Source organism: Flavimaricola marinus (genome assembly GCF_900184895.1).
Taxonomy (GTDB): Bacteria; Pseudomonadota; Alphaproteobacteria; order Rhodobacterales; family Rhodobacteraceae; genus Flavimaricola; species Flavimaricola marinus.
Genome location: NZ_FXZK01000010.1, coordinates 1 through 18,251, shown reverse-complemented (window position 1 = coordinate 18,251; position 18,251 = coordinate 1). Strand labels below are relative to the sequence as shown.

Sequence of the window (18,251 nt, the reverse complement as noted above, 5' to 3'; positions counted from 1 at the left end):
CGGGTCCAGCCCCGCCCTGCGCTCCCCGCTTTGGGATTCGCAGATGACTACGCTAGGGTGAGGTCAGCTTCACCCGGCACCACAAAAGGCTCTTGACCTATGTTCGACGCCTCCTCGCATCCAGACAGCTTGCCCAACCACCCCGGCGTCGGCTACAAGCCCCAGCATTTCGCCGCGTTGACCGCCGATCCCGGCCCGGTCCGCTGGCTCGAAATCCACGCCGAGAACTACATGGGCGACGGTGGCCGCCCGCTGGCGCAGCTTCGACACCTGTCCGAACGGTTCGCGATCTCGGTGCACGGCGTCGGCCTGTCCATCGGCGGCGAAGGCCCCTTGGACGCCGACCATCTCGCCCGGCTCAAGCACCTCGTCGGCTGGCTCAACCCCGCCAGCTTCTCCGAACACCTCGCTTGGTCCACCCACGACGCGCATTTCCTCAACGACCTGCTGCCGTTGCCCTACACGGCAGGCACCGTCGACCGGGTCGCCCGGCATATCGAGCAGGTGCAGGAGACGCTCGGCCGGCAGATGCTGCTCGAAAACCCGTCCTCCTACCTCGCCTTTGCCGAAAGCGAGATGTCCGAGACCGATTTCTTGCGCGAGATCGTCGCCCGCACCGGCTGCGGGCTGCTACTCGACGTGAACAACGTCTTTGTCTCGGCCACGAACCTGCGGACCAGCCCGCGCGACTATATCGACAGCTTTCCGCTCGATGCCGTGGGCGAGATCCACCTCGGAGGCCATGACGAAGACCGCGACGAACACGGCGAGCTGCTGCTGATCGACAGCCACGGCAAGGCCGTCGTCGATCCGGTCTGGGCGCTGCTCGACTACACGCTCGCCCGGTCCGGGCCAAAGCCGATCCTCATCGAATGGGACAACGACGTGCCGGATTGGCCGATCCTCGCCGCCGAGGCGGATCGCGCCCATGCCGCCCTGTCGCTGATACCCGCATGAGCGTGGCGCCATCCGACTTCACCGCCGGTCTGCTCGACCCGGACCGGCCCGCGCCCAACGGGCTGACCGACGCGCAAGGCCGGCCCGCGGGCAAGCGCTTCGACGTCTACCGCAACAACGTCAACGCCAGCCTGATCGAGGCGCTCGAACAGGGCTTTCCGGTGATCTACAAGCTCGTGGGGCGGGATTTCTTCCGCGCGATGGCCGCGGTCTATCTACGGGCGCACCCACCGACCTCGCCGCTGATGATGCACTACGGGGCCGAGATGGCGGGCTTTCTGGAGACCTTCCCGCCTGCCGCCGCCCTGCCCTATCTGCCCGATATCGCCCGGCTGGAATGCGCGATCCGGCGCGCCTATCACGCCGCCGACGCCACGCCGATCGCCGGCACCGCACTGGCCGAGGTCGCCCCGGACGCCCTGCCACAGGTGCGGTTTCGGTTCGCCCCGGCGGTGCAGATCATCGCCTCGGCCTATCCGATCCACGGCATCTGGCGGGCAAACTCCGACGCAGGCGGCCCGGCCCCGGTGGCCGAGGCGCAGGCGGTGCTCGTCGCCCGGCCCGACATGGACCCGACCGTCAGCCTGATCCCCGGCAACGCCCTGCCGGTGATGACGGCGCTTTTGGGGGGCACCGCCCTTGGGGCTGCCTTCGACCAAGGCGGCGCGGGCTTCGATCCTTCGGCCCTGCTCACGCTGCTCCTCACTCACGGCGCGATCACCGCACTCACCTGAAAGGCCCCGCTCATGCTCCTCCTGCTCTCACGCCTGTCCGACAGCCTGAACCGGCGCGCCGCATTCGTCCTGCCCACGCTGGCGCGGCTGACCTTCGCTGCGGTGCTGCTGCAATATTTCTGGGCCTCGGCGGTGACGAAGCTGGGGGACGGAGTGCTCGGGATCTTCCGGCCCAGCGTCAACGCCTACGCCCAGATCTACCCACGCGCGCTCGAAGCGGCGGGCTACGACGCCTCGCAACTGGGGCTGTTCCCATGGGCCGTCGTCGTCGGCGGGACCATCGCGGAATTCGTCCTGCCGCTCTTGATCGTGCTGGGGCTGCTGACGCGGCTGGCGGCACTCGGGATGATCGGGTTCGTGGTGGTGCAAAGCCTCACCGACATCATCGGGCACGCCGCCGATCCGGTCACCATCGGGGCATGGTTCGACCGGCTGTCGGGATCACTGATCATGGACCAGCGGACGCTCTGGGTGATGGTGCTGCTGATCCTCGTGATGCGGGGGGCGGGGCCGCTGTCGTTCGACCGGATCCTGTTCAGAAATGTGCCTTAGGCTCGTCGGGCTTGCCCGCCGCCAGCGCCAGAACGCCGGCCAAACCGGCCATCGCGATGGGAAACATCGTGCCCACGTGAAAGCCAAAGCCCAGATACATCAGCGCGGCTGAGGCGAGCAACGCGATGCCGCCCCACAAGGCGCGGACTTTGGCCATGGCACCCCCCGCGATCGCGAGGATCGGGCCGAGAACGGCGACGGTGCGCAGAAACGCGGGGTTCTGCACCGAATAGAACTCGGCCGCCTCCGGGCGGGCGGCGACCAGCTCGGTCCAGCCAAAGCCGACAAAGCCGACAAACATGCCGAAGATACCGGCGATAATTCCGAGGGTCAGGGCGGCGTTGCGCATATCGGCTCCTTTGGTTGCGCCCCCTACCTATGCGCTCGGAGGGGCGGTTCCAAGAAGGACCGCCTGCACATCCTTGCCCCAACCCAGATGCCACGCGCCCTCGGCCTCGATCACCGGGCGCTTCATCACCGTCGGATGCAGGGCGAGCAACTCGGGCACGGGCAAGGCGCGGTCGGCCTCGCTCAGACCGCGCCAGGTGGCCGAGGACCGGTTGACGGCGCGGTCGCCAAAGGCCGCCACGATGGACTGCAAATCGGCCGGGTCGACACCATCGGCGCGGACGTCGATCACCTGTGGGGAACGGCCCGCGGCCTCCAGCGCCTTGCGGGCTTTGCGACAGGCGTCGCATGTTTTTAGGCCAAAGAACCGCATCGTTGCCTCCGATTTAAGCAGCCAAACCCCCGTCCAAAGCGGATCTCGGGGTTGTTATTTGCCTTTTGTAAATCAGCCCTAACATGAAGTGAACTGGAATGGCGGCAGGGTCTCGGCCCACCGCAAGACCCGCAGACCCGCGCTGCGGCACGATCAGAATGGAGACCGGATATGCCCAAAGGCACCGTAAAGTGGTTCAACACGACAAAAGGCTACGGGTTCATTGCGCCCGAAGGCGGCGGCAAGGACATTTTCGTCCACATTTCCGCCGTGGAACAATCGGGGCTGACGGGATTGGCTGACGACATGCCGATCGAATTCGAGCTGGTCGAGGGCCGCGACGGTCGGCAGATGGCGGCCAACCTCAAGGCCGGCTAGGCACCCGGCGGCCGGAGCGACCGCATCGACGGGGCCGCGATGGCCCCGTTTTCGGCGCCGTTCACAGTCCCCAGACCGCGCGGGCGTCCGGCTCCCAGCCGATCGTCCACGACGTGCCGTCGGTGATCACCGGGCGGCGCATTATGGCCGGATGCTGGGCCAACTGGTCCTCGGCCTCGGATTCGCGCATCCACGCATTGAGGTTGCGGTAGGCTTGGCTGGACGTGTCGACCAGCGTATCGCCGAACTCATGCAGAAGCGGCTGCCACTCCGCCTCGGACAGCGGCTCGGCCCGGATATCGCGGAACGTATACGTCGTGCCGGCCCGGTCGAGCGCCTTGCGGGCAAGAGCGGTCTGGGCGCAGGTGGGAAGGCCGTAGAGGATCATGGGGTGGGCTTTCTATCAGTGTCCCCGGCGCTCTAGCACCAATTCACAGACAAAACGACCCGGCATAAGCGCCGCGCTGTCACAGGCGACGCGCCCGGCACGAGGGAGGCGCGGAACGCGCCCGCCCTGGGGGCGGGTCGGGCGCGTGCGAAACGAAGTTTCGCGTTGGAACGCCACTTAGTGACTCAAGACGAAACGCAAATGCTTCGAAATATCCTCAGAATTATTCTACATTTGCTCAAAGAACTTGCTGCGCAGCGCTGGCGCCAGAGTTGCGAATTGATGTGGAACGACCTTAGTAATCAATTCGAATGCATCTCGACTTAACTTTTGGTCGGAATCCTCCTTCGAAAACTCCATATTATTTGCGGCCCGGTATAGATTCTCCGAAATGGATTTGAATTCCCCCACGACGGACTCATTAATAAAAATTTCATTGAGCAGTAAGAAATTCCTGAATTCTGAAATCGCCCTAAATGCTTCATTTCGCTGCTTCCAGAACAATGCATCCGCCAATTCATCGTTTGGGGCCTCCGCGCGAACAATTTTTTCGATCTGAGCTTGCCCAAGGTCAAGCTGCGCCAAAATTTCTCGCATGCGGTCTTCAGATTCCCATCTAAGATCGGGATGGCTCTTTATCATGCTGCAAAAGTTAAGGACATGTCCTTCCGCCGATTTGGCAACCGCCCAACATTCCCGCAGACATTCAAACTCTTTTTCCTGCGCCCTAAGAGTAGCAGCCAAAGAACCATCAATCCGAGCATTTAATTGCTGAAGCTCTTTCGCGTTCTCATGCCGGAAACTCTCAAGCCGCTGGGCGAATTTTTCTTCGATCCAACTCGCCCCAAGCAGCCTAAAAACTGCAAACGCGACGGCCGCCCCCCCACCTCCTAGGCCCAAGATGCCCAGAATTATTTCTGCTAAATCGAGTTGCAACCCACGACACCTTTCTTAGGGACTATTGCGAAATGTAGTCGACCCATAAACTTGCTGGCGTCCCTCACTCAAATCGCTCCACTGGAGCGATTTGCCCCAGCTATGCTGGGTCGTTCAGGACCCCCTCAAACTCCCGCCATTCCCCCTTGGACATGCCCGAGGTCTCCTGCGTGACCGCCTCGCCCTTCAACATCCGCCTCAAACACTCCAGCCCCTTGGCGGAAAGGACCGCGCCGCCCATCCGGTAGTCCTCGAAGGCGCCGTAGGCCGCAGGCACCCAGTCGGCGACGACCTTGCAGATCGCGTCGGCATAGACCCGGATCTCGTATTGCGCATGGGCGTCGGCGCGCAGGCGCAGGAAATGGAACAGGTTGTGCAGATCGACCTTCCAATACCATTGGGTATAGATGTTGGCGGGCAGGTTCATCCGGGCCAACTCGCGGGCGAGGCCCTGCTTTGCCCCCCCATCAGGAGAGGTGTCGGAAATCATTTCCTCGTAATGGTCATAGGTGCGGGCGGCGTCGCCCTTGAGAATCTCCAAGACCCGCGCGGATTCATCTGCCGTTAACGCAGCACCCCTACCCTGATTGTTGACGACCGATTGGGCGGCCAATTGCGAGGGCTCGGGAATGTAGAACTCACGATCCAGGATCGAATAACGGGCGGAGTATTCGTTGACGTTGGCGGTGCGGTGGCGGATCCACTGGCGGGCGACAAACACGGGCAGCTTCACATGCAGCTTGACCTCGCACATCTCGAACGGGGTCGAATGCCAGTGGCGCATGAGATAGCGGATCAGGCCCTCGTCGTTCTGCACCGACTTGGTGCCCTTTCCGTAAGACACGCGCGCGGCCTGACAGATGGCGGCGTCGTCGCCCATATAGTCGATCACCCGGACAAAACCGTGGTCGAGCACCGGAATAGCCTTGTAAAGATGGGCCTCCATCCCCTCTGACACGGCGCGCAAGGTCTGGCGGGGCTGGGCGCGCAGGGCGTCAATCTCGGCCTGCTGTTCGGGGGTGACGGGCATCGGGCTCTCCTATGGCTTTGGCAAATGCGGCGCTGCGACTCGCTGCATACACCATATATTGCGCAGAGTTGCCCGCAAACCGCCACATTGGGGCCGCAGTCGCGTGGTTTTCCTGATACAGGGGCGGCATGAGGTCGCTTGTCCGGCGAATGCGGCGTTGACTTGTGGCCCACTCACCCGGATGGTGACGAAAAAAGAACGGGCACGAGGCAAAAAATGAAGAAATTTCTTTCAGCGTTGTCGGTTTTGGCGCTATTGGCCGCTTGCGGCGATGGAAACCCATTCCCATCCGACGAAATGACGAACGAAGACACCGACGCCGACCAGGACACTGACGGCGACGTCACCGCAGAAGACAGCGAAGACCTCGGGATCGGCGGCGACAGCGGCTTGTTGCCGGGCACCACATCGCCCACCTCGACCGCGTCCATCGTCCGGTATGAGGCGAAGAATGACGAGAACCAAGGCGGTTTCGTCACCGACGTCAGCTACAATTCCACCGACGATACCTTCACCGTCGACAACCTCGCCTTCGACGGGCTGAACGTCTACAGCCGTGACAGCGACGTCGACACGCTGAGCACCGTAAACAACCCGACGATCTACGCCGTCTACGAAGGGGCCGAGACGGTCACCGACCCGCAGACCGGCTCGTCCGTCGATCAGTTCACCTACCGCGCCCTCTACGGCGAAAGCGCCAACACCGTGGTCATCGACGGGGTCGAGCTGCCCGTGTCGCGCTTTGCCATCGTGCGGACCGGCTCTTACGTGAACTACGGCTTTGGCGGGTTCATCTACGAACGCAACGGCGGTGTCGTGCTGCCGACCACCGGGCAGGCCTTCTACACCGGCGAATATGCCGGCGTGCGAGTGTTCAACAACGCGGGCGGTCTGGAATACTCCAGCGGCCTGATGGATATCGCGGTCGATTTCAACGACTTCGACGAAGGTGACGCTGTGCGCGGCGTGATCTACGACCGGGTCTATTTCGACATCAACGGCAATTCGATCCCCACCGGCACCAGCGCCACCGACATCCCCGATGCCGACGTGCGCTTTGAGGTCGGCCCCGGCTCGATCACCGAAAACGGCGAGATCGGCGGCCAGCTGGGCAGCTTCACTCTCGACGAGGACGGAGCGGTCGAGGTCTACGAATCCGGCACCTATTACGGCATCATTGGCGGTGATAACGCCGACGAGGTTGTCGGGGTGGTCGTCCTGACCGGCGATGATCCTCGCGCCGAGGGTGTCCAGTTCCAGGAGACCGGCGGCTTCATTCTCTATCGTGAACCGCCGACCTGACATGATCCTCAAATCATTCCTGATGAGCACGGCCCTCGCCATTTCGCTGGCGGGGGCCGCCGCTGCGCAAAGCACCGAAATCCGGTTGAACGTCGACCAGATGCGACAGCTTGCCGCCGACACCATGGCCAACCAGCAATGGGCCGAGGCGCGCGCCTTGGCCGAGGCCCTGCTCGAACGTGATCCGAACGATCTGACGGCCTTGACCATCCTCGCCACCACGGCGTTCCAGATGGGCGACATGACGGCAGCGCGGGAAGCCGCCGCCGCGATCTATCGCTCCGGCGCCGAAGACCGCCGCCGCTACGAGGCGGCCCGGCTCGCCGCCCTCGCCGCCGCCAACCAGGAACGGTTCGGTCTGGGCGAGATCTGGCTGCGCCGGGCGTTGACGGTCGCGCCGTCCGACGACGAATTGCGCTTGACGGTCCGCGACGCGGCCGGCCTGCGCCGGCTCAACCCGTGGAGCAGCAACATCCGGCTCTCCTTTGCGCCCTCCAACAACGTGAACGGCGGCGCCGACAGCGAGCTCAACATCATCGACGGTGTGCCGCTGGTCGGGATCCTCAGCGCCTCGGCGCAGGCGCTCGACGGCTGGCTTGGACAGGGCGAGGTGTCGCTCTCCTACCGGCTGCGCCAGAACGAAACCTCCCGGACGACGGTCAGCGCGCTGGCCAACGGGCGGTTCGTCATCCTGTCCGAGGACGCACAGGCCAAGCTCGACGCCGACACCCTCGACACCGCCGAAGCCGAAGATTTTTCGACCGGGCGGCTGCAATTCAGCCTTGGGCACGATCAGGTGGCCGAGCGCGGGCAATTCGGGCTCGACGGGTCCATCGGTGCCTATTGGTCCGGAACCGAGCTCGACTATACCTACCTGCGCCTCGGCGCGGATCGGACGGTGTCGATCGACGCGGCCAACGCCCTGCGCGGCTCGTTCTACGTCGAGCAGCGGTTCGACCCCGACGACAGCATCCCCGAAGACCGGGTCTACTACGTGCAGGGGCAGTATATCCGCAACCTCGAAGGCGGCTCGCAGGCCAGCGCGACGCTCGCATGGTCGGCCCGGCGTAGCGACAACCTGAACGACGACTACGAAAGCTGGACGGTTCAGGCCGGCTACTCCCACGGGGAAAAGATCGGCCCGGCCCGCCTGTCAGGCTATCTGGGGTATCAGAACCTTCAGTATGACGACTATTTCGTGGGCTTCATTCAGGTGCCGGACGGACGCGAGGACAACAAGGTCTTCGGCAGTCTCGAAGCGGTGTTCAGCGACTACGCCTATGCCGGGTTCGCCCCGGTGGTGCGGCTGAACGCGGCCACGACCGACAGCAACATCAGCCGTTTCGAGCTGGACGAGTTCAATATCGAAATCGGCGTGCGTTCCACCTTCTGATCGATGCCTCTTCTCTGGCCGCGTGCTCTGGCCCTCGGCCAGAGCCGTGCTAGTGTAGGCCAAGCAATCACAAAAGAAGGAACAGCGCCGATGGCCCTGAAATATCTGCACACCATGGTTCGGGTCAAAGACCTCGAAGCCTCGATGGCATTCTACGAACTGCTCGGCCTGCAACAGACCCGGCGCAGCGACAATGAAAAGGGGCGGTTCAGCCTTATTTTCATGGCGCCTCCCGGCCAAGAGGAATGCCCGGTCGAGTTGACCTACAACTGGGACGGGGACGACGGCCTGCCGTCCGACAGCCGGCATTTCGGGCATCTGGCCTACCGCGTCGAAAATATCTACGAGACCTGCCAAAAGCTGATGGACGCGGGCGTCACCATCAACCGGCCGCCGCGCGACGGGCACATGGCCTTCGTGCGCTCGCCCGACAACATCTCGATCGAGCTGCTGCAAGAGGGCGACTCCCTGCCGCCGCAAGAGCCGTGGGCTTCGATGGAAAACACCGGTCACTGGTGATGCACTGGGCGGCCCCGGCCATCGCGGCTGCGGCCGCCCTCCCCGCAAGCGCCGAGGCGTGCCGATTGGCGCTCGTCCTCGCGCTCGACGTCTCGTCCTCGGTCGATGCCCGCGAATACGCGTTGCAACGGGACGGACTGGCCAGCGCGTTGCTGGACCCCTCCGTCAATCGCGCGTTCTTTGCGGCGCCTGAGCCGGTAGCGCTCTATGTCTTCGAATGGTCGGGGCGCTACGATCAGGTCGCCCTGCTGCCGGACTGGACATTGATCGAGACCCCCGCCGATCTGGCAAACGTCGCGGGGCGCATCGCGGCCAGCACCCGATCGCGCGCCGATATGCCGACCGCCCTCGGTTATGCGCTGGGGCACGCGTCGGTCGTGCTCAAGGACAATCCGGGCTGCCTGTTCTCGACCATCGACGTGTCGGGGGACGGCACCAACAACGAGGGCTTCGGCCCGGCGTCGGCCTATGCCGCCTTTCCGTTCGATGGGGTCACGGTGAACGCCTTGGCGATCCGCTCGCCCATTGCCGACTTTGCGCCCGACTTGCCCGAATATTTCCGCACGAACGTGATCCGGGGGCCGGGAGCCTTCGTGGAAACCGCCGCCGGGTTCGAAGATTATGCCCGTGCCATGCGCCGCAAATTACTGACAGAACTGTCGGTTCAGGTCATCGGCGGCGTGCCCACAGCAGAGGTCAGCCCCGGATGATGCGCCTTGCCGCCCTGCTCGCCTGCATCGCGGGGCCCGTCACGGCCGACTGCCGGCAGGCGCTGGCCTTGGGGCTGGACGTGTCAGGCTCTGTCGACGCGCGCGAATATGCCCTGCAGATCAACGGCCTTGCCGGGGCGCTGCTCGACCCCGAGGTGCGCGCAGTGCTGCTGGACCAGCCCGAAGCACCGATCAGCCTCGCCGTCTACGAATGGAGCGGGCCGGAGAATCAGGCGCTTCTGGTGCCGTGGACCTCGATCACCGACGAGGCCGCGCTCTTTGGGGCCGTTGCCAGGCTGCAGTCCGCGCAACGCCAGAACGGCGCGCTGACGACTGCCATCGGATCGGCGCTGCGGACCGGCTTCGACCTGCTGGATCAGCGGTCGGACTGCCTGACCCTCACGCTCGATATCTCGGGCGACGGGCCGTCCAATACCGGACCGAGGCCGCAGGACGTGGCCCATTCCGGGCCCCGGCCGATCACGGTCAACGGGCTGGTGATCGGCACATCCGACACCAACGGCGACGCGCGTCTGGCCGAGATCAAGGAGCTGTCGTCCTACTACACCGCCTATGTGATCCGGGGCTTCGGGGCCTTTGTCGAAACCGCGCTCGGCTTCGAGGATTACGAGACGGCGATGCGGCGCAAGCTCCTGCGTGAATTGACCAGTCTGGCCATCGGCGCAGGCCCGGAACCCGATAGCGCACCTGCCCTGACGGCCCCCGCCACGCTGCCCGTGATCCGGGTCAGCGCCGACTGAGGGTCAATAGATATACCGGATCTGCTCGCTCCAATAGCGTTCGACCCTGCGCAGCGAGGTGGTGATGTTGTCGATCCCGTTCATATCCAGCACGCCGCGCGTCATCAGCCCTTCGGAATGGCCCATGAACAGGTCGGTCACCACGTCGCGGATCTTGCGGCCCTTGTCGGTCAGACGGACGCGCACCGACCGGCGGTCGATCTCGCAGCGTTGGTGGTGCATATATCCCATCTCGACCAGCTTCTTGAGGTTGTAGCTGACGTTGCTGCCCTGATAGTAGCCGCGCGATTTCAGCTCGCCCGCGGTTACCTCGTTGTCGCCGATGTTGAACAACAGCAGCGCCTGCACCGCGTTGATCTCCAGCACGCCGACGCGCTCGAATTCGTCTTTGATGACATCCAGCAACAGCCGGTGAAGCCGTTCGACAAGCGTCAACGCCTCCAGATAGCCGTTCATAAAGGCTGCCTGACGACCCGCACTCCGGGTGTCGTCAAGGTTTGAATGCACGCTCATGCTCCAGTCTCCGTCTTCCTGTTTGACGGTCAGAATTGAAGCAAAATGTCCAACAAGCGGTTAAGCGATCCTTGGTTCGGCGGCCCAAAAAAGCCTAAAAGCTGCCATTTTTATTCAATTGCCCCACCAAATACGCCCGGACGCACGATCCCTCTGGCGCCGTCAGCGATCCGCGCGATCATCTCGGCATAGTGCTCGGGCACGGCAAACTGGCCGTTGACCCAGCCATAGATGTCGTGGTCGTTCTCTTCGAGAAGCTGGTCATAGAGCAGCAGTTCGGCCGGCTCCATCCCGTCCAGTGCGCGCCCGGCAAAATCCGACAGGATCAGGTCCATCTCCTTGATGCCGCGCCGCATGGAGCGCATCTTCAGCCGCTTGATCGCGGTGTCGCGGGGTTCGGGCGTGGTCATGGGCAGGCTCTTCTGGCTGGATCGGCGGTTGCGGTTACTGCGGCTGGCTGAGGGTCTTGCGCAGGCGCTTTTCAAGGGCGGCAAGCTGCGAGGTCGCCACGGCCATCTGGCTGCGCAGCACGCGCATCTCGTCGAGCATCGTCTTGACGTCGTCGGACATGTCGGGCTCTTCGCCGGGGGCCTCCGGCCCCTCGCCGCGGCCGGTCATCAGCCATGTCAGCGACACGCCGGTCATGCCGGCGAGCATGGTCAGCCGGTTGGCGCGCGGCTCGGCCAGATCGTCTTCCCACTTGCGCAGGGTCGCCGTCTTGACGCCCAACCGGTGTGCCACCTCCGATTGCGTTAGGCCGGCGGCCTCGCGGGCGCCGGCAAGCCGGTCGCCAAAGGTGGCGGTTTCCTCGCCGTACCAATCCGAATTGGCAGCGTCGGTGGGAACTTCGGTGTCGGTGTCAGTCTCGGCGTCAATCGTGGCGTCGGTGCGCGTCATCACGGCCTCCTTCTCGCTTGCTTGGTCGCTCGGCCCGCCATATGACACGGACAGGTAGTAATTGCCAGCCGATCCCTGCGCAGGAGCCCAGCCATGTCGATCCTCTCCGCCTCCCTTGCCCGCGTCAAACCTTCGCCCACCATCGCCGTCACCACCCGTGCCGCCGAACTCAAGGCCGGCGGGCGCGACATCATCGGCCTCGGCGCGGGAGAGCCGGATTTCGACACCCCGCAGAACATCAAGGCCGCCGCCATTGCCGCGATCAACGCGGGCAAGACCAAGTATACGCCCGTCGACGGGATCCCCGAGCTCAAGACCGCGATCTGCACCAAGTTCGCCCGTGAAAACCACCTGACCTACACGCCCAAGCAGGTCAGCGTCGGGACCGGCGGCAAGCAGGTGCTCTACAATGCCTTCATGGCGACGCTGAACCCCGGCGACGAGGTGATCATTCCGGCGCCCTATTGGGTGAGCTATCCCGATATGGTGCTGCTGGCCGGCGGCACGCCCGTCATCGTCACCGCCAAGATCGACACCGCTTTCAAGATCACGCCCGAGCAGCTCGAGGCGGCGATCACGCCCAAGACCAAGTGGTTCCTGTTCAACTCGCCGTCGAACCCGACCGGCGCGGGCTATAGCTGGGACGAGTTGAAGGCGCTGACCGAGGTGCTGATGCGTCACCCGCATGTCTGGGTGATGACCGACGACATGTACGAACACCTCGTCTTCGACGATTTCAAGTTCTGCACCCCCGCCGAGGTCGAGCCGGGGCTCTACGACCAGACGCTCACCGTCAACGGCGTGTCGAAAGCCTATGCGATGACGGGCTGGCGGATCGGCTATGCGGCCGGGCCGATCGAATTGATCACCGCGATGCGCAAGGTGCAGTCGCAGTCCACGTCGAACCCCTGCTCGATCAGCCAGCACGCCGCCGTGGCCGCTCTGAACGGGCCGCAGGATTATCTGGCGACGAACCGGGCGCTGTTTCAACGGCGGCGGGATCTGGTGGTGGCGGGGCTGAACGCCTGCAAGGGCATCTCCTGTCCGGTGCCCGAAGGGGCGTTCTACGTCTACCCCGACATCTCGGGCTGCATCGGCAAGACCAGCGCCGGCGGCACCAGGATCACCGACGACGAAGCCTTTGCCACCGCTCTGCTCGATGAAACCGGCGTGGCGGTCGTGTTCGGAGCGGCCTTCGGACTCAGCCCAAACTTCCGGGTCAGCTATGCCACCTCGGACGAGGCACTGACCGAGGCCTGCGCACGGATCCAATCGTTCTGCGCCGGTCTGGCCTGACGGCGAACCGGCACCGGGCAACGGGGCGGGACGGGGCGCGACCGGGTGGAGCACCACGCGGCGCCCGCAATCCAAGGCTGAACGGCCCTCACCGGCGATCTGCCGGGCGTTGCAGGGCGAAATCCTCGTAGATCGCACATTGTTTCCCTTTGGGAAACAATTGCGCGGCTGTGCCCGTTTTCAAACAGTTTGCCAAGAGGCCGGCCAATGGGTGATCGGCCGCTGGCGCGACGGGAATGGATTTGCTACGATCCCCTCAAATTCCAACGTATTCCGCCACGCGCGACAGGCTAAGGGCATCATTCATGGGCGCAGAGCTTCCCGACTATTACTTTCGCATCCGCGAAAACGGGGCGGCTGTGTTTCGTGTGGATACCGAAAACCGGCAGCGGCGGATCGAGATGGACCAGATCGCCGTCGTCAACGTGCGCAACGGCGATATCAAGCCGCAGGGCGACAGGGTGCTCTCGGAGCAAGACCTGACGGTGATCAAGGACTGGCTGACAGAGCGGATCGCGCTGCTGGCCAAGCGCGACATCGACGACATCCACCGGGCGGTCGACTATCTGAATCTGACGACGCAATGGGCGCAGTCCAAAGCCTCGGAAGAGCAGCTCGAGGACGTGACCGACGCGCTCTTGCTGGCGATGCACGACCTGCGGTCGGTTCTGGTGCGCAAGAAGGCGGACCGGCTGATCAAGGCCGCCGACGGCAAGGAGGCTAAGGGGCCGGCGGCCGCGGAATAGCCGCCCGCTCGATCGACCCGCCCCAGAAGCGCCAGCCCAGCGACAGGGCCGCGGCGCCCAGCCCGACGGTCAGGCCGAACCAGATGCCGATGCCGCCCCAGCCAAAGACAAATCCCATGAGGTAGCCGGCAGGCAGGCCAACGGCCCAATAGCTGCCGATGGCCATCCACATCGGCACCGCGGTGTCCTGCACCCCGCGCAACAGACTCAGGGCCAGAATCTGGCCCGCATCGACAAGCTGGAACAGGGCGGCGACCAGAAGCAGGCTGGTGCCGACGGCGATCAACTCGGCGCGCTGCGGCTCCGACGGATCGACGAACAGACTGATCAGCAGGCCCGGCATGGTGACGAACAGCGTCACCACCAGCACCGAAAAGCCGAGCCCCACGGCATAGGCGGTCTGGCCCGCCATGGCGAGCTCGGCGCGGTCGCGGTGGCCAAAGGCGCGGCCGGCCCGGACGGTGGCGGCTTCGGCCATGCCGACGTGAAACATGAAGGTCAGACCGGCCAGTTGCAGAGCGATGCCGTGGGCGGCCAGCTCCACTTCACCGATCCAGCCCATCATCACCGCGCTCGCCGCAAACAGGCCGCCCTCGGCCAACCCGGTCAGGCCAATCGGCCCGCCGAGGCGAAACACGGTGAGCAACGCGCCGGGGTCGGCCTTCCAGATGCGCTGAAACAGGCGCACCTCGGGCAGCTTCCAATGGGCGTACCAGCACAGGACGATGGCCTGCACCGACTGCACGAGGATCGAGGCCACGGCAGCACCCTTGATGCCCATTTCCGGCGCTCCGAAATTGCCAAAGATCAGCACGTAGTTGGCCAGCACATTCAGGAGCAGCGCCCCCACGGTGATCCACAACTGCACCGCCGTCAGGCCCTGTGCGGCGAGGTAGGATCGGATCACGTTGCCGATCAGCGCCGGAAACATCCCGAAGACCGCGATCCGCATGTAGTTCTGCGCCTCCGCGGCCACGGTCGGGGTCTGCCCGATGGCCAGAAACAGCGCCTCGGATTCCCACAGCACCGCCACCGCGACGCAGCCGAACGCCACCGACAGCCATAGCGCCATCCGGGTCACCCGGCGGGCGGTCGTCTCGTCGTCCTGCGCCACCGCCTCGGCGACGAGGGGCACCACGGCCCGGCCAAAGCCCGCGCCGACGATAAAGGTGATGAACCAGAACGACGAGGCAATCGTCGCCGCCGCCAACGCCGTGACGCTGTACCAGCCGAGCATCAGCGTGTCGGTCATGTGGATGGCAAACCCTGCCACGCTGGTGCCGACCAAAGGCAATCCAAGCGCCAGCAGCAGCTTTGCGTGTTCGCGGTATGTCAGGGGATTTGCAGTCATGTGGGCAGCCTTACGCCCGGCGGCGCGGTCAGTCCAGACGGCTTATATGCCGCGCAGCAGCAACTGCAGCGCCACCGCAAAGACCAACGCGCCCGCGAGCGCTTCGATCAGCGCCATCGCCCGTGGGACCGCCGGGCCGGATGCGACACGCAGCAAGGCGCTCTCGCGCAGGCTGACGGCGGCAAGGGCGACCACGAGCGTCACGCAGGCGGTGCCGAGCCCCATGATGAAGGCCCCCGCGATGCCCGCCGCATCGATGCCGAAGCGCCAGCACAGGATCAGCAGGAACAACGCCCCGGTGCAGGGACGGACCGCGACCGCCCCGATGACGGCTACCGCGTCACGCAGCGAGCGGACCTGTTCGGCCTCGGCCAGACTGGGGCCGTGGGCATGGCCACAGACGGCGCAGTCGGCGCCATGGCCGACATGGTCGTGATCGGAGTGGTGGCCTTCGGCTGCCGCCTCTGGCCCGGTTGGGGCCACCCGGTTCCGCCAGAGCGCCCGTGACCCGCGCACGACCAGCCACAGGCCCAGACCCGCGATCAGCGCATAGCTCAGATCGGTCATCCGGCCCTCGGCAAGGCCCTGCATCCGCTCGCGGCTCCAGCCAAGCGCCAGCACACTGGCATAGACCAGCAGGACGGCGGTGGCGGCCTGGGCCAGACTGCTTCCGACGGCCAGGGCGCTGAGCCGCAGCATCGGCACCCGGCGCGCCAGACCGTAGCCGCCGATCACCAGCTTGCCGTGACCGGGGCCGGCCGCATGGAAGAACCCGTAGGCAAAGCACAGTGTCCAGAGCGACACCAGCGCCCCCGGCTCTCCCGCACGCAGCGACCGCAAGGCACCCGCCATCGCGTTCTGCACGTCGCGCTGACCCTCGGCGGCAAAGCGGGCCACCTGCCCTGCCCCGCCAAAGCCCCAGAGCCAGAGCGCCGCCGCGCCGAACAGCGCCAGCGGCAGCAGCCACAGCGCCCTCAGTCGCATGTGACCATCACGGTATCGGCAAAGGCCACGCCGACCATGGGGAACTCTTCCTCGGGGCCGACATCGCTGGCCGGGCGGCCATAGAGGAGCTCGTCGAGCAGCGCATAGGCCGCCTCCAGATCGGCAGGGGTGTAGGCGGCGGCACAGGCGTCGGTGCCCTCGATCGCGATCTCGCCGACCACCTGATAGGCGACGTAGTAGAACGGGTCGTAGACCTGCACCGCCACGCCCTGCGGGCCGGGGTCCACCGGATCCGCGAGCAGACGCAGATGGCTCTCGATGATGCGGCCCTCGATCACCTCGACCTCGGCGTCGATGCGGGGGCCAAGAGGCAGCTCGCCGGCCGGACCGGTCAGCACCAGATCGCCGGCATAATCCGCAGGCCAATCGAGCACGGAGGCACGCACGATCTCCAGCTCTTCCTCGGTCAGGACCATGTCGCCATCGGGATCGACGCCCAGATCCTCGGTCAGCAGCAGCGAAAAGAAATCGTCATAGGTCCACGACAGGCGGACCCCGACCAGCGCCGCGCCGTCAAAGACAAGGCCCACCTGCGCCTCGACAAAGACATGCGGATGAGCGGCCAGCGGGGCGGGCAGCAAGGCGAGGGCAAGGGCGGTTGGGCGAAGCATTTGCGATATCTAGTGGAGTGGGCAGAGCGAGGCAATCCGGGGTGCGCGGCAAACGGCGGGTTTGAGCCCAGAGTGCCGGATGCTGCGAGCAGTGCGAACGGCGGCTTTGCAACTTGATCCATCCCGAATAGTGTAGTCGCATGAACGAATTTCGAAACGCCAAACCTACCGACGCAAATCGCTGCTTTGAAATAGAGACCGATGCCTACGAAGGCGACGAGGCAGCTAGCCTTGCGAAAATCGCAAAGCGCATTGGGACCTATCCAGAAGGTTTTCTGATCCTTGAAATCGATGGTCAAGTTGTAGGGTTCATCAATTCCGGATGTGCAAACAATGTCGAGATGTCAGACGAAGAGTTCAAGGAACTCATCGGTCACGATCCAGACGCACCGAATGTGGTCATCTTGTCAGTTGTTGTCGATCCCGAGCATCAAGGGAAAGGCTACTCAAAGGCACTGTTAGTCGAGTTCGAGAAACGCATGAGGGGGCGGGGCAAGGAGGCCATTCATCTCATGTGCAAGGAGCAACACGTGCAGCTCTATGAGAAGTTTGGATATGTCTATCAGCAACCCTCAGCCTCCGAACACGGTGGGATGGTTTGGCATGAAATGTCTTTGACGCTGTGATTTGCAATTGGCTTGATTCCACCCAACTTAGAAAGCTGAAGGAAATCCAGTGACGCAAATCAGGTCAAATCTATCAGTCGCACTTGCTCCTCCGTTGCGTCCTTTCAAACCCGAAGATGCCGACACCGTTGCGCGGCTTAACGACATGGCATCTGGCGGCATACTCCTAACAGTCTGGAAGCGAATGGCAGGCACAAACGGTGATCCTTGGGAACAAGGCCGTCATCAACAGTTCGAGCAGATAGAGTCCGGATGGAACATCGTCGTGCTCGATCAAGGGTCCGGTGTCGAGGCGGTCATGATGGGACAACCCCACGGAGCCGAACCGGCTTCGCTCGAAGGCGTCGATGCCGAGTGGGTCCCACTAATGGAACTGGAAAACCTCGTCCCAGAAGCATGGTGCCTGAACGTGATCGCAACGCTGCCCGCATATCGCGGCTTAGGACATGGTGCCCGTTTGATGGCGCAAGCGCAAAGCATGGCACGCGCTGGCGGACATTCCCGCATCGCACTGGTGGTCTCCGATGCCAGCATTCCGGCGATCCGCCTTTATGAACGTAGTGGCTTCGAAGAAATAGCCAGACGCCCTATGTTCAAGGGTGACTGGAAAGGGCCAGGCCAAGATTGGGTGCTAATGGTCAAGTCGCTCTAAGAAATGCAATGCAGACATTGGCGCAGCCGCAGCGAAAGCTCACTTTGTCCGGATACTGTTGAAAAAGTGGGGGTTTTGGTGAGCTTGATGCTGAGCGAGAAGCTGGCCAGCCTCGTTGCCCTTCACGCTGGCGATGCTTCTGGGACCAATTTCGCCAGTTTCCGGAGGTTTTG

At 64.0% G+C, this 18,251-nt stretch carries 24 protein-coding genes; 13 read left to right on the top strand and 11 right to left on the bottom strand.

Annotation, left to right across the window (positions count from 1 at the left end):
- The first annotated feature begins 99 nt into the window (after nucleotides 1–99).
- From bufB to LOM8899_RS18065, 3 genes are read left to right on the top strand one after another with little or no spacing between them, the layout of a single operon-like run.
- A complete protein-coding gene (gene bufB / locus LOM8899_RS18075; RefSeq protein WP_093993663.1) occupies nucleotides 100–957 on the top strand; it encodes an MNIO family bufferin maturase in 858 nt (285 codons plus the stop codon).
- A complete protein-coding gene (locus LOM8899_RS18070) occupies nucleotides 954–1,691 on the top strand; it encodes an HvfC/BufC N-terminal domain-containing protein (RefSeq protein ID WP_093993662.1) in 738 nt (245 codons plus the stop codon). Before bufB ends, LOM8899_RS18070 begins: the two co-directional genes overlap by 4 nt.
- A 12-nt stretch (nucleotides 1,692–1,703) precedes the next feature.
- Entirely contained in the window at nucleotides 1,704–2,243 is a 540-nt protein-coding gene (locus tag LOM8899_RS18065) for a DoxX family membrane protein (RefSeq protein ID WP_093993661.1), read from the top strand.
- Here LOM8899_RS18065 and LOM8899_RS18060 read toward each other — a convergent pair.
- On the bottom strand, nucleotides 2,227–2,592 hold the full coding sequence (locus LOM8899_RS18060; RefSeq protein WP_093993660.1) for a hypothetical protein: 366 nt from the start codon (nucleotides 2,590–2,592) through the stop codon (nucleotides 2,227–2,229). The genes LOM8899_RS18065 and LOM8899_RS18060 overlap by 17 nt on opposite strands.
- Before the next feature lie 27 nt (nucleotides 2,593–2,619).
- Nucleotides 2,620–2,964 (bottom strand): arsenate reductase family protein, encoded by a 345-nt coding sequence (locus LOM8899_RS18055; RefSeq protein WP_093993659.1) that lies wholly within the window; start codon nucleotides 2,962–2,964, stop codon nucleotides 2,620–2,622.
- A gap of 171 nt (nucleotides 2,965–3,135) precedes the next feature.
- On the opposite strand from LOM8899_RS18055, the gene LOM8899_RS18050 reads away from it, so the two are divergent.
- Nucleotides 3,136–3,342 (top strand): cold-shock protein, encoded by a 207-nt coding sequence (locus tag LOM8899_RS18050; RefSeq protein ID WP_093993658.1) that lies wholly within the window; start codon nucleotides 3,136–3,138, stop codon nucleotides 3,340–3,342.
- A gap of 61 nt (nucleotides 3,343–3,403) precedes the next feature.
- Here LOM8899_RS18050 and LOM8899_RS18045 read toward each other — a convergent pair whose 3' ends face one another.
- The 3 genes from LOM8899_RS18045 to thyX form a co-directional block, all read right to left on the bottom strand.
- Nucleotides 3,404–3,730, bottom strand: coding sequence for an arsenate reductase family protein (locus LOM8899_RS18045; protein WP_093993657.1), 327 nt, complete (start codon nucleotides 3,728–3,730; stop codon nucleotides 3,404–3,406).
- 228 nt (nucleotides 3,731–3,958) lie between these two features.
- Entirely contained in the window at nucleotides 3,959–4,666 is a 708-nt protein-coding gene (locus LOM8899_RS18040; protein ID WP_093993656.1) for a hypothetical protein, read from the bottom strand.
- 100 nt (nucleotides 4,667–4,766) lie between these two features.
- Entirely contained in the window at nucleotides 4,767–5,696 is a 930-nt protein-coding gene (gene thyX, locus LOM8899_RS18035; protein WP_093993655.1) for an FAD-dependent thymidylate synthase, read from the bottom strand.
- 216 nt (nucleotides 5,697–5,912) lie between these two features.
- On the opposite strand from thyX, the gene LOM8899_RS18030 reads away from it, so the two are divergent.
- The 5 genes from LOM8899_RS18030 (at nucleotide 5,913) to LOM8899_RS18010 (ending at nucleotide 10,381) form a co-directional block, all read left to right on the top strand.
- Nucleotides 5,913–6,998: a hypothetical protein gene (locus tag LOM8899_RS18030; protein ID WP_093993654.1), complete on the top strand. Its 1,086-nt coding sequence runs from the start codon at nucleotides 5,913–5,915 to the stop codon at nucleotides 6,996–6,998.
- Nucleotide 6,999: 1 nt separating this feature from the next.
- Entirely contained in the window at nucleotides 7,000–8,391 is a 1,392-nt protein-coding gene (locus tag LOM8899_RS18025) for a fimbria/pilus outer membrane usher protein (RefSeq protein ID WP_093993653.1), read from the top strand.
- Nucleotides 8,392–8,481: 90 nt separating this feature from the next.
- Nucleotides 8,482–8,910 (top strand): VOC family protein, encoded by a 429-nt coding sequence (locus LOM8899_RS18020; RefSeq protein WP_093993652.1) that lies wholly within the window; start codon nucleotides 8,482–8,484, stop codon nucleotides 8,908–8,910.
- A complete protein-coding gene (locus tag LOM8899_RS18015; RefSeq protein WP_093993651.1) occupies nucleotides 8,910–9,620 on the top strand; it encodes a DUF1194 domain-containing protein in 711 nt (236 codons plus the stop codon). Before LOM8899_RS18020 ends, LOM8899_RS18015 begins: the two co-directional genes overlap by 1 nt.
- Complete coding sequence (locus LOM8899_RS18010; RefSeq protein WP_093993650.1) at nucleotides 9,617–10,381, top strand: DUF1194 domain-containing protein; 765 nt, start codon at nucleotides 9,617–9,619, stop codon at nucleotides 10,379–10,381. The genes LOM8899_RS18015 and LOM8899_RS18010 overlap by 4 nt, the downstream gene beginning before the upstream one ends.
- A gap of 3 nt (nucleotides 10,382–10,384) precedes the next feature.
- On the opposite strand, the gene LOM8899_RS18005 is transcribed toward LOM8899_RS18010, so the two are convergent.
- The 3 genes from LOM8899_RS18005 to LOM8899_RS17995 form a co-directional block, all read right to left on the bottom strand.
- On the bottom strand, nucleotides 10,385–10,894 hold the full coding sequence (locus LOM8899_RS18005) for a MarR family winged helix-turn-helix transcriptional regulator (RefSeq protein WP_093993649.1): 510 nt from the start codon (nucleotides 10,892–10,894) through the stop codon (nucleotides 10,385–10,387).
- Between the two features lie 110 nt (nucleotides 10,895–11,004).
- Entirely contained in the window at nucleotides 11,005–11,304 is a 300-nt protein-coding gene (locus LOM8899_RS18000; protein WP_093993648.1) for a succinate dehydrogenase assembly factor 2, read from the bottom strand.
- A gap of 34 nt (nucleotides 11,305–11,338) precedes the next feature.
- On the bottom strand, nucleotides 11,339–11,791 hold the full coding sequence (locus tag LOM8899_RS17995; protein WP_093993762.1) for a helix-turn-helix domain-containing protein: 453 nt from the start codon (nucleotides 11,789–11,791) through the stop codon (nucleotides 11,339–11,341).
- A gap of 93 nt (nucleotides 11,792–11,884) precedes the next feature.
- Between LOM8899_RS17995 and LOM8899_RS17990 the strand changes: the two genes are divergently transcribed.
- Together LOM8899_RS17990 and LOM8899_RS17985 are read left to right on the top strand one after the other, a co-directional pair.
- The gene (locus tag LOM8899_RS17990) at nucleotides 11,885–13,087 is read left to right on the top strand and encodes a pyridoxal phosphate-dependent aminotransferase (RefSeq protein ID WP_093993647.1); all 1,203 of its coding nucleotides are present in this window, start codon (nucleotides 11,885–11,887) and stop codon (nucleotides 13,085–13,087) included.
- Nucleotides 13,088–13,392: 305 nt separating this feature from the next.
- Nucleotides 13,393–13,833, top strand: coding sequence for a hypothetical protein (locus LOM8899_RS17985; protein ID WP_093993646.1), 441 nt, complete (start codon nucleotides 13,393–13,395; stop codon nucleotides 13,831–13,833).
- Here LOM8899_RS17985 and LOM8899_RS17980 read toward each other — a convergent pair.
- Genes LOM8899_RS17980 through LOM8899_RS17970 form a run of 3 tightly spaced genes read right to left on the bottom strand, consistent with a single transcriptional unit; the run spans nucleotide 13,808 to nucleotide 16,800 of the window.
- Nucleotides 13,808–15,184: an MATE family efflux transporter gene (locus tag LOM8899_RS17980; protein WP_093993645.1), complete on the bottom strand. Its 1,377-nt coding sequence runs from the start codon at nucleotides 15,182–15,184 to the stop codon at nucleotides 13,808–13,810. The two genes, LOM8899_RS17985 and LOM8899_RS17980, sit on opposite strands and share 26 nt — an antisense overlap.
- Nucleotides 15,185–15,226: 42 nt before the next feature.
- Nucleotides 15,227–16,168, bottom strand: coding sequence for a nickel/cobalt transporter (locus LOM8899_RS17975; protein ID WP_093993644.1), 942 nt, complete (start codon nucleotides 16,166–16,168; stop codon nucleotides 15,227–15,229).
- Nucleotides 16,159–16,800 carry a DUF1007 family protein gene (locus LOM8899_RS17970; protein WP_093993643.1) on the bottom strand — a complete coding sequence of 214 codons (642 nt, stop codon included), beginning with the start codon at nucleotides 16,798–16,800 and terminating at the stop codon, nucleotides 16,159–16,161. The genes LOM8899_RS17975 and LOM8899_RS17970 overlap by 10 nt, the downstream gene beginning before the upstream one ends.
- Nucleotides 16,801–16,940: 140 nt before the next feature.
- Between LOM8899_RS17970 and LOM8899_RS17965 the strand changes: the two genes are divergently transcribed.
- Nucleotides 16,941–17,426, top strand: a complete 486-nt coding sequence (locus LOM8899_RS17965; RefSeq protein ID WP_093993642.1) for a GNAT family N-acetyltransferase — start codon at nucleotides 16,941–16,943, stop codon at nucleotides 17,424–17,426.
- 49 nt (nucleotides 17,427–17,475) lie between these two features.
- Nucleotides 17,476–18,078 (top strand): GNAT family N-acetyltransferase, encoded by a 603-nt coding sequence (locus tag LOM8899_RS17960; RefSeq protein ID WP_133065065.1) that lies wholly within the window; start codon nucleotides 17,476–17,478, stop codon nucleotides 18,076–18,078.
- Nucleotides 18,079–18,251 lie beyond the last annotated feature (173 nt).

Coding starts and splice junctions, on each gene's coding strand:
- bufB (WP_093993663.1), top strand. CDS start 100: ATGTTCGACGCCTCCTCGCATCCAGACAGCTTGCCCAACCACCCCGGC.
- LOM8899_RS18070 (WP_093993662.1), top strand. CDS start 954: ATGAGCGTGGCGCCATCCGACTTCACCGCCGGTCTGCTCGACCCGGAC.
- LOM8899_RS18065 (WP_093993661.1), top strand. CDS start 1,704: ATGCTCCTCCTGCTCTCACGCCTGTCCGACAGCCTGAACCGGCGCGCC.
- LOM8899_RS18060 (WP_093993660.1), bottom strand. CDS start 2,592: ATGCGCAACGCCGCCCTGACCCTCGGAATTATCGCCGGTATCTTCGGC.
- LOM8899_RS18055 (WP_093993659.1), bottom strand. CDS start 2,964: ATGCGGTTCTTTGGCCTAAAAACATGCGACGCCTGTCGCAAAGCCCGC.
- LOM8899_RS18050 (WP_093993658.1), top strand. CDS start 3,136: ATGCCCAAAGGCACCGTAAAGTGGTTCAACACGACAAAAGGCTACGGG.
- LOM8899_RS18045 (WP_093993657.1), bottom strand. CDS start 3,730: ATGATCCTCTACGGCCTTCCCACCTGCGCCCAGACCGCTCTTGCCCGC.
- thyX (WP_093993655.1), bottom strand. CDS start 5,696: ATGCCCGTCACCCCCGAACAGCAGGCCGAGATTGACGCCCTGCGCGCC.
- LOM8899_RS18030 (WP_093993654.1), top strand. CDS start 5,913: ATGAAGAAATTTCTTTCAGCGTTGTCGGTTTTGGCGCTATTGGCCGCT.
- LOM8899_RS18025 (WP_093993653.1), top strand. CDS start 7,000: ATGATCCTCAAATCATTCCTGATGAGCACGGCCCTCGCCATTTCGCTG.
- LOM8899_RS18020 (WP_093993652.1), top strand. CDS start 8,482: ATGGCCCTGAAATATCTGCACACCATGGTTCGGGTCAAAGACCTCGAA.
- LOM8899_RS18015 (WP_093993651.1), top strand. CDS start 8,910: ATGCACTGGGCGGCCCCGGCCATCGCGGCTGCGGCCGCCCTCCCCGCA.
- LOM8899_RS18010 (WP_093993650.1), top strand. CDS start 9,617: ATGATGCGCCTTGCCGCCCTGCTCGCCTGCATCGCGGGGCCCGTCACG.
- LOM8899_RS18005 (WP_093993649.1), bottom strand. CDS start 10,894: ATGAGCGTGCATTCAAACCTTGACGACACCCGGAGTGCGGGTCGTCAG.
- LOM8899_RS18000 (WP_093993648.1), bottom strand. CDS start 11,304: ATGACCACGCCCGAACCCCGCGACACCGCGATCAAGCGGCTGAAGATG.
- LOM8899_RS17995 (WP_093993762.1), bottom strand. CDS start 11,791: ATGACGCGCACCGACGCCACGATTGACGCCGAGACTGACACCGACACC.
- LOM8899_RS17990 (WP_093993647.1), top strand. CDS start 11,885: ATGTCGATCCTCTCCGCCTCCCTTGCCCGCGTCAAACCTTCGCCCACC.
- LOM8899_RS17985 (WP_093993646.1), top strand. CDS start 13,393: ATGGGCGCAGAGCTTCCCGACTATTACTTTCGCATCCGCGAAAACGGG.
- LOM8899_RS17980 (WP_093993645.1), bottom strand. CDS start 15,184: ATGACTGCAAATCCCCTGACATACCGCGAACACGCAAAGCTGCTGCTG.
- LOM8899_RS17975 (WP_093993644.1), bottom strand. CDS start 16,168: ATGCGACTGAGGGCGCTGTGGCTGCTGCCGCTGGCGCTGTTCGGCGCG.
- LOM8899_RS17970 (WP_093993643.1), bottom strand. CDS start 16,800: ATGCTTCGCCCAACCGCCCTTGCCCTCGCCTTGCTGCCCGCCCCGCTG.
- LOM8899_RS17965 (WP_093993642.1), top strand. CDS start 16,941: ATGAACGAATTTCGAAACGCCAAACCTACCGACGCAAATCGCTGCTTT.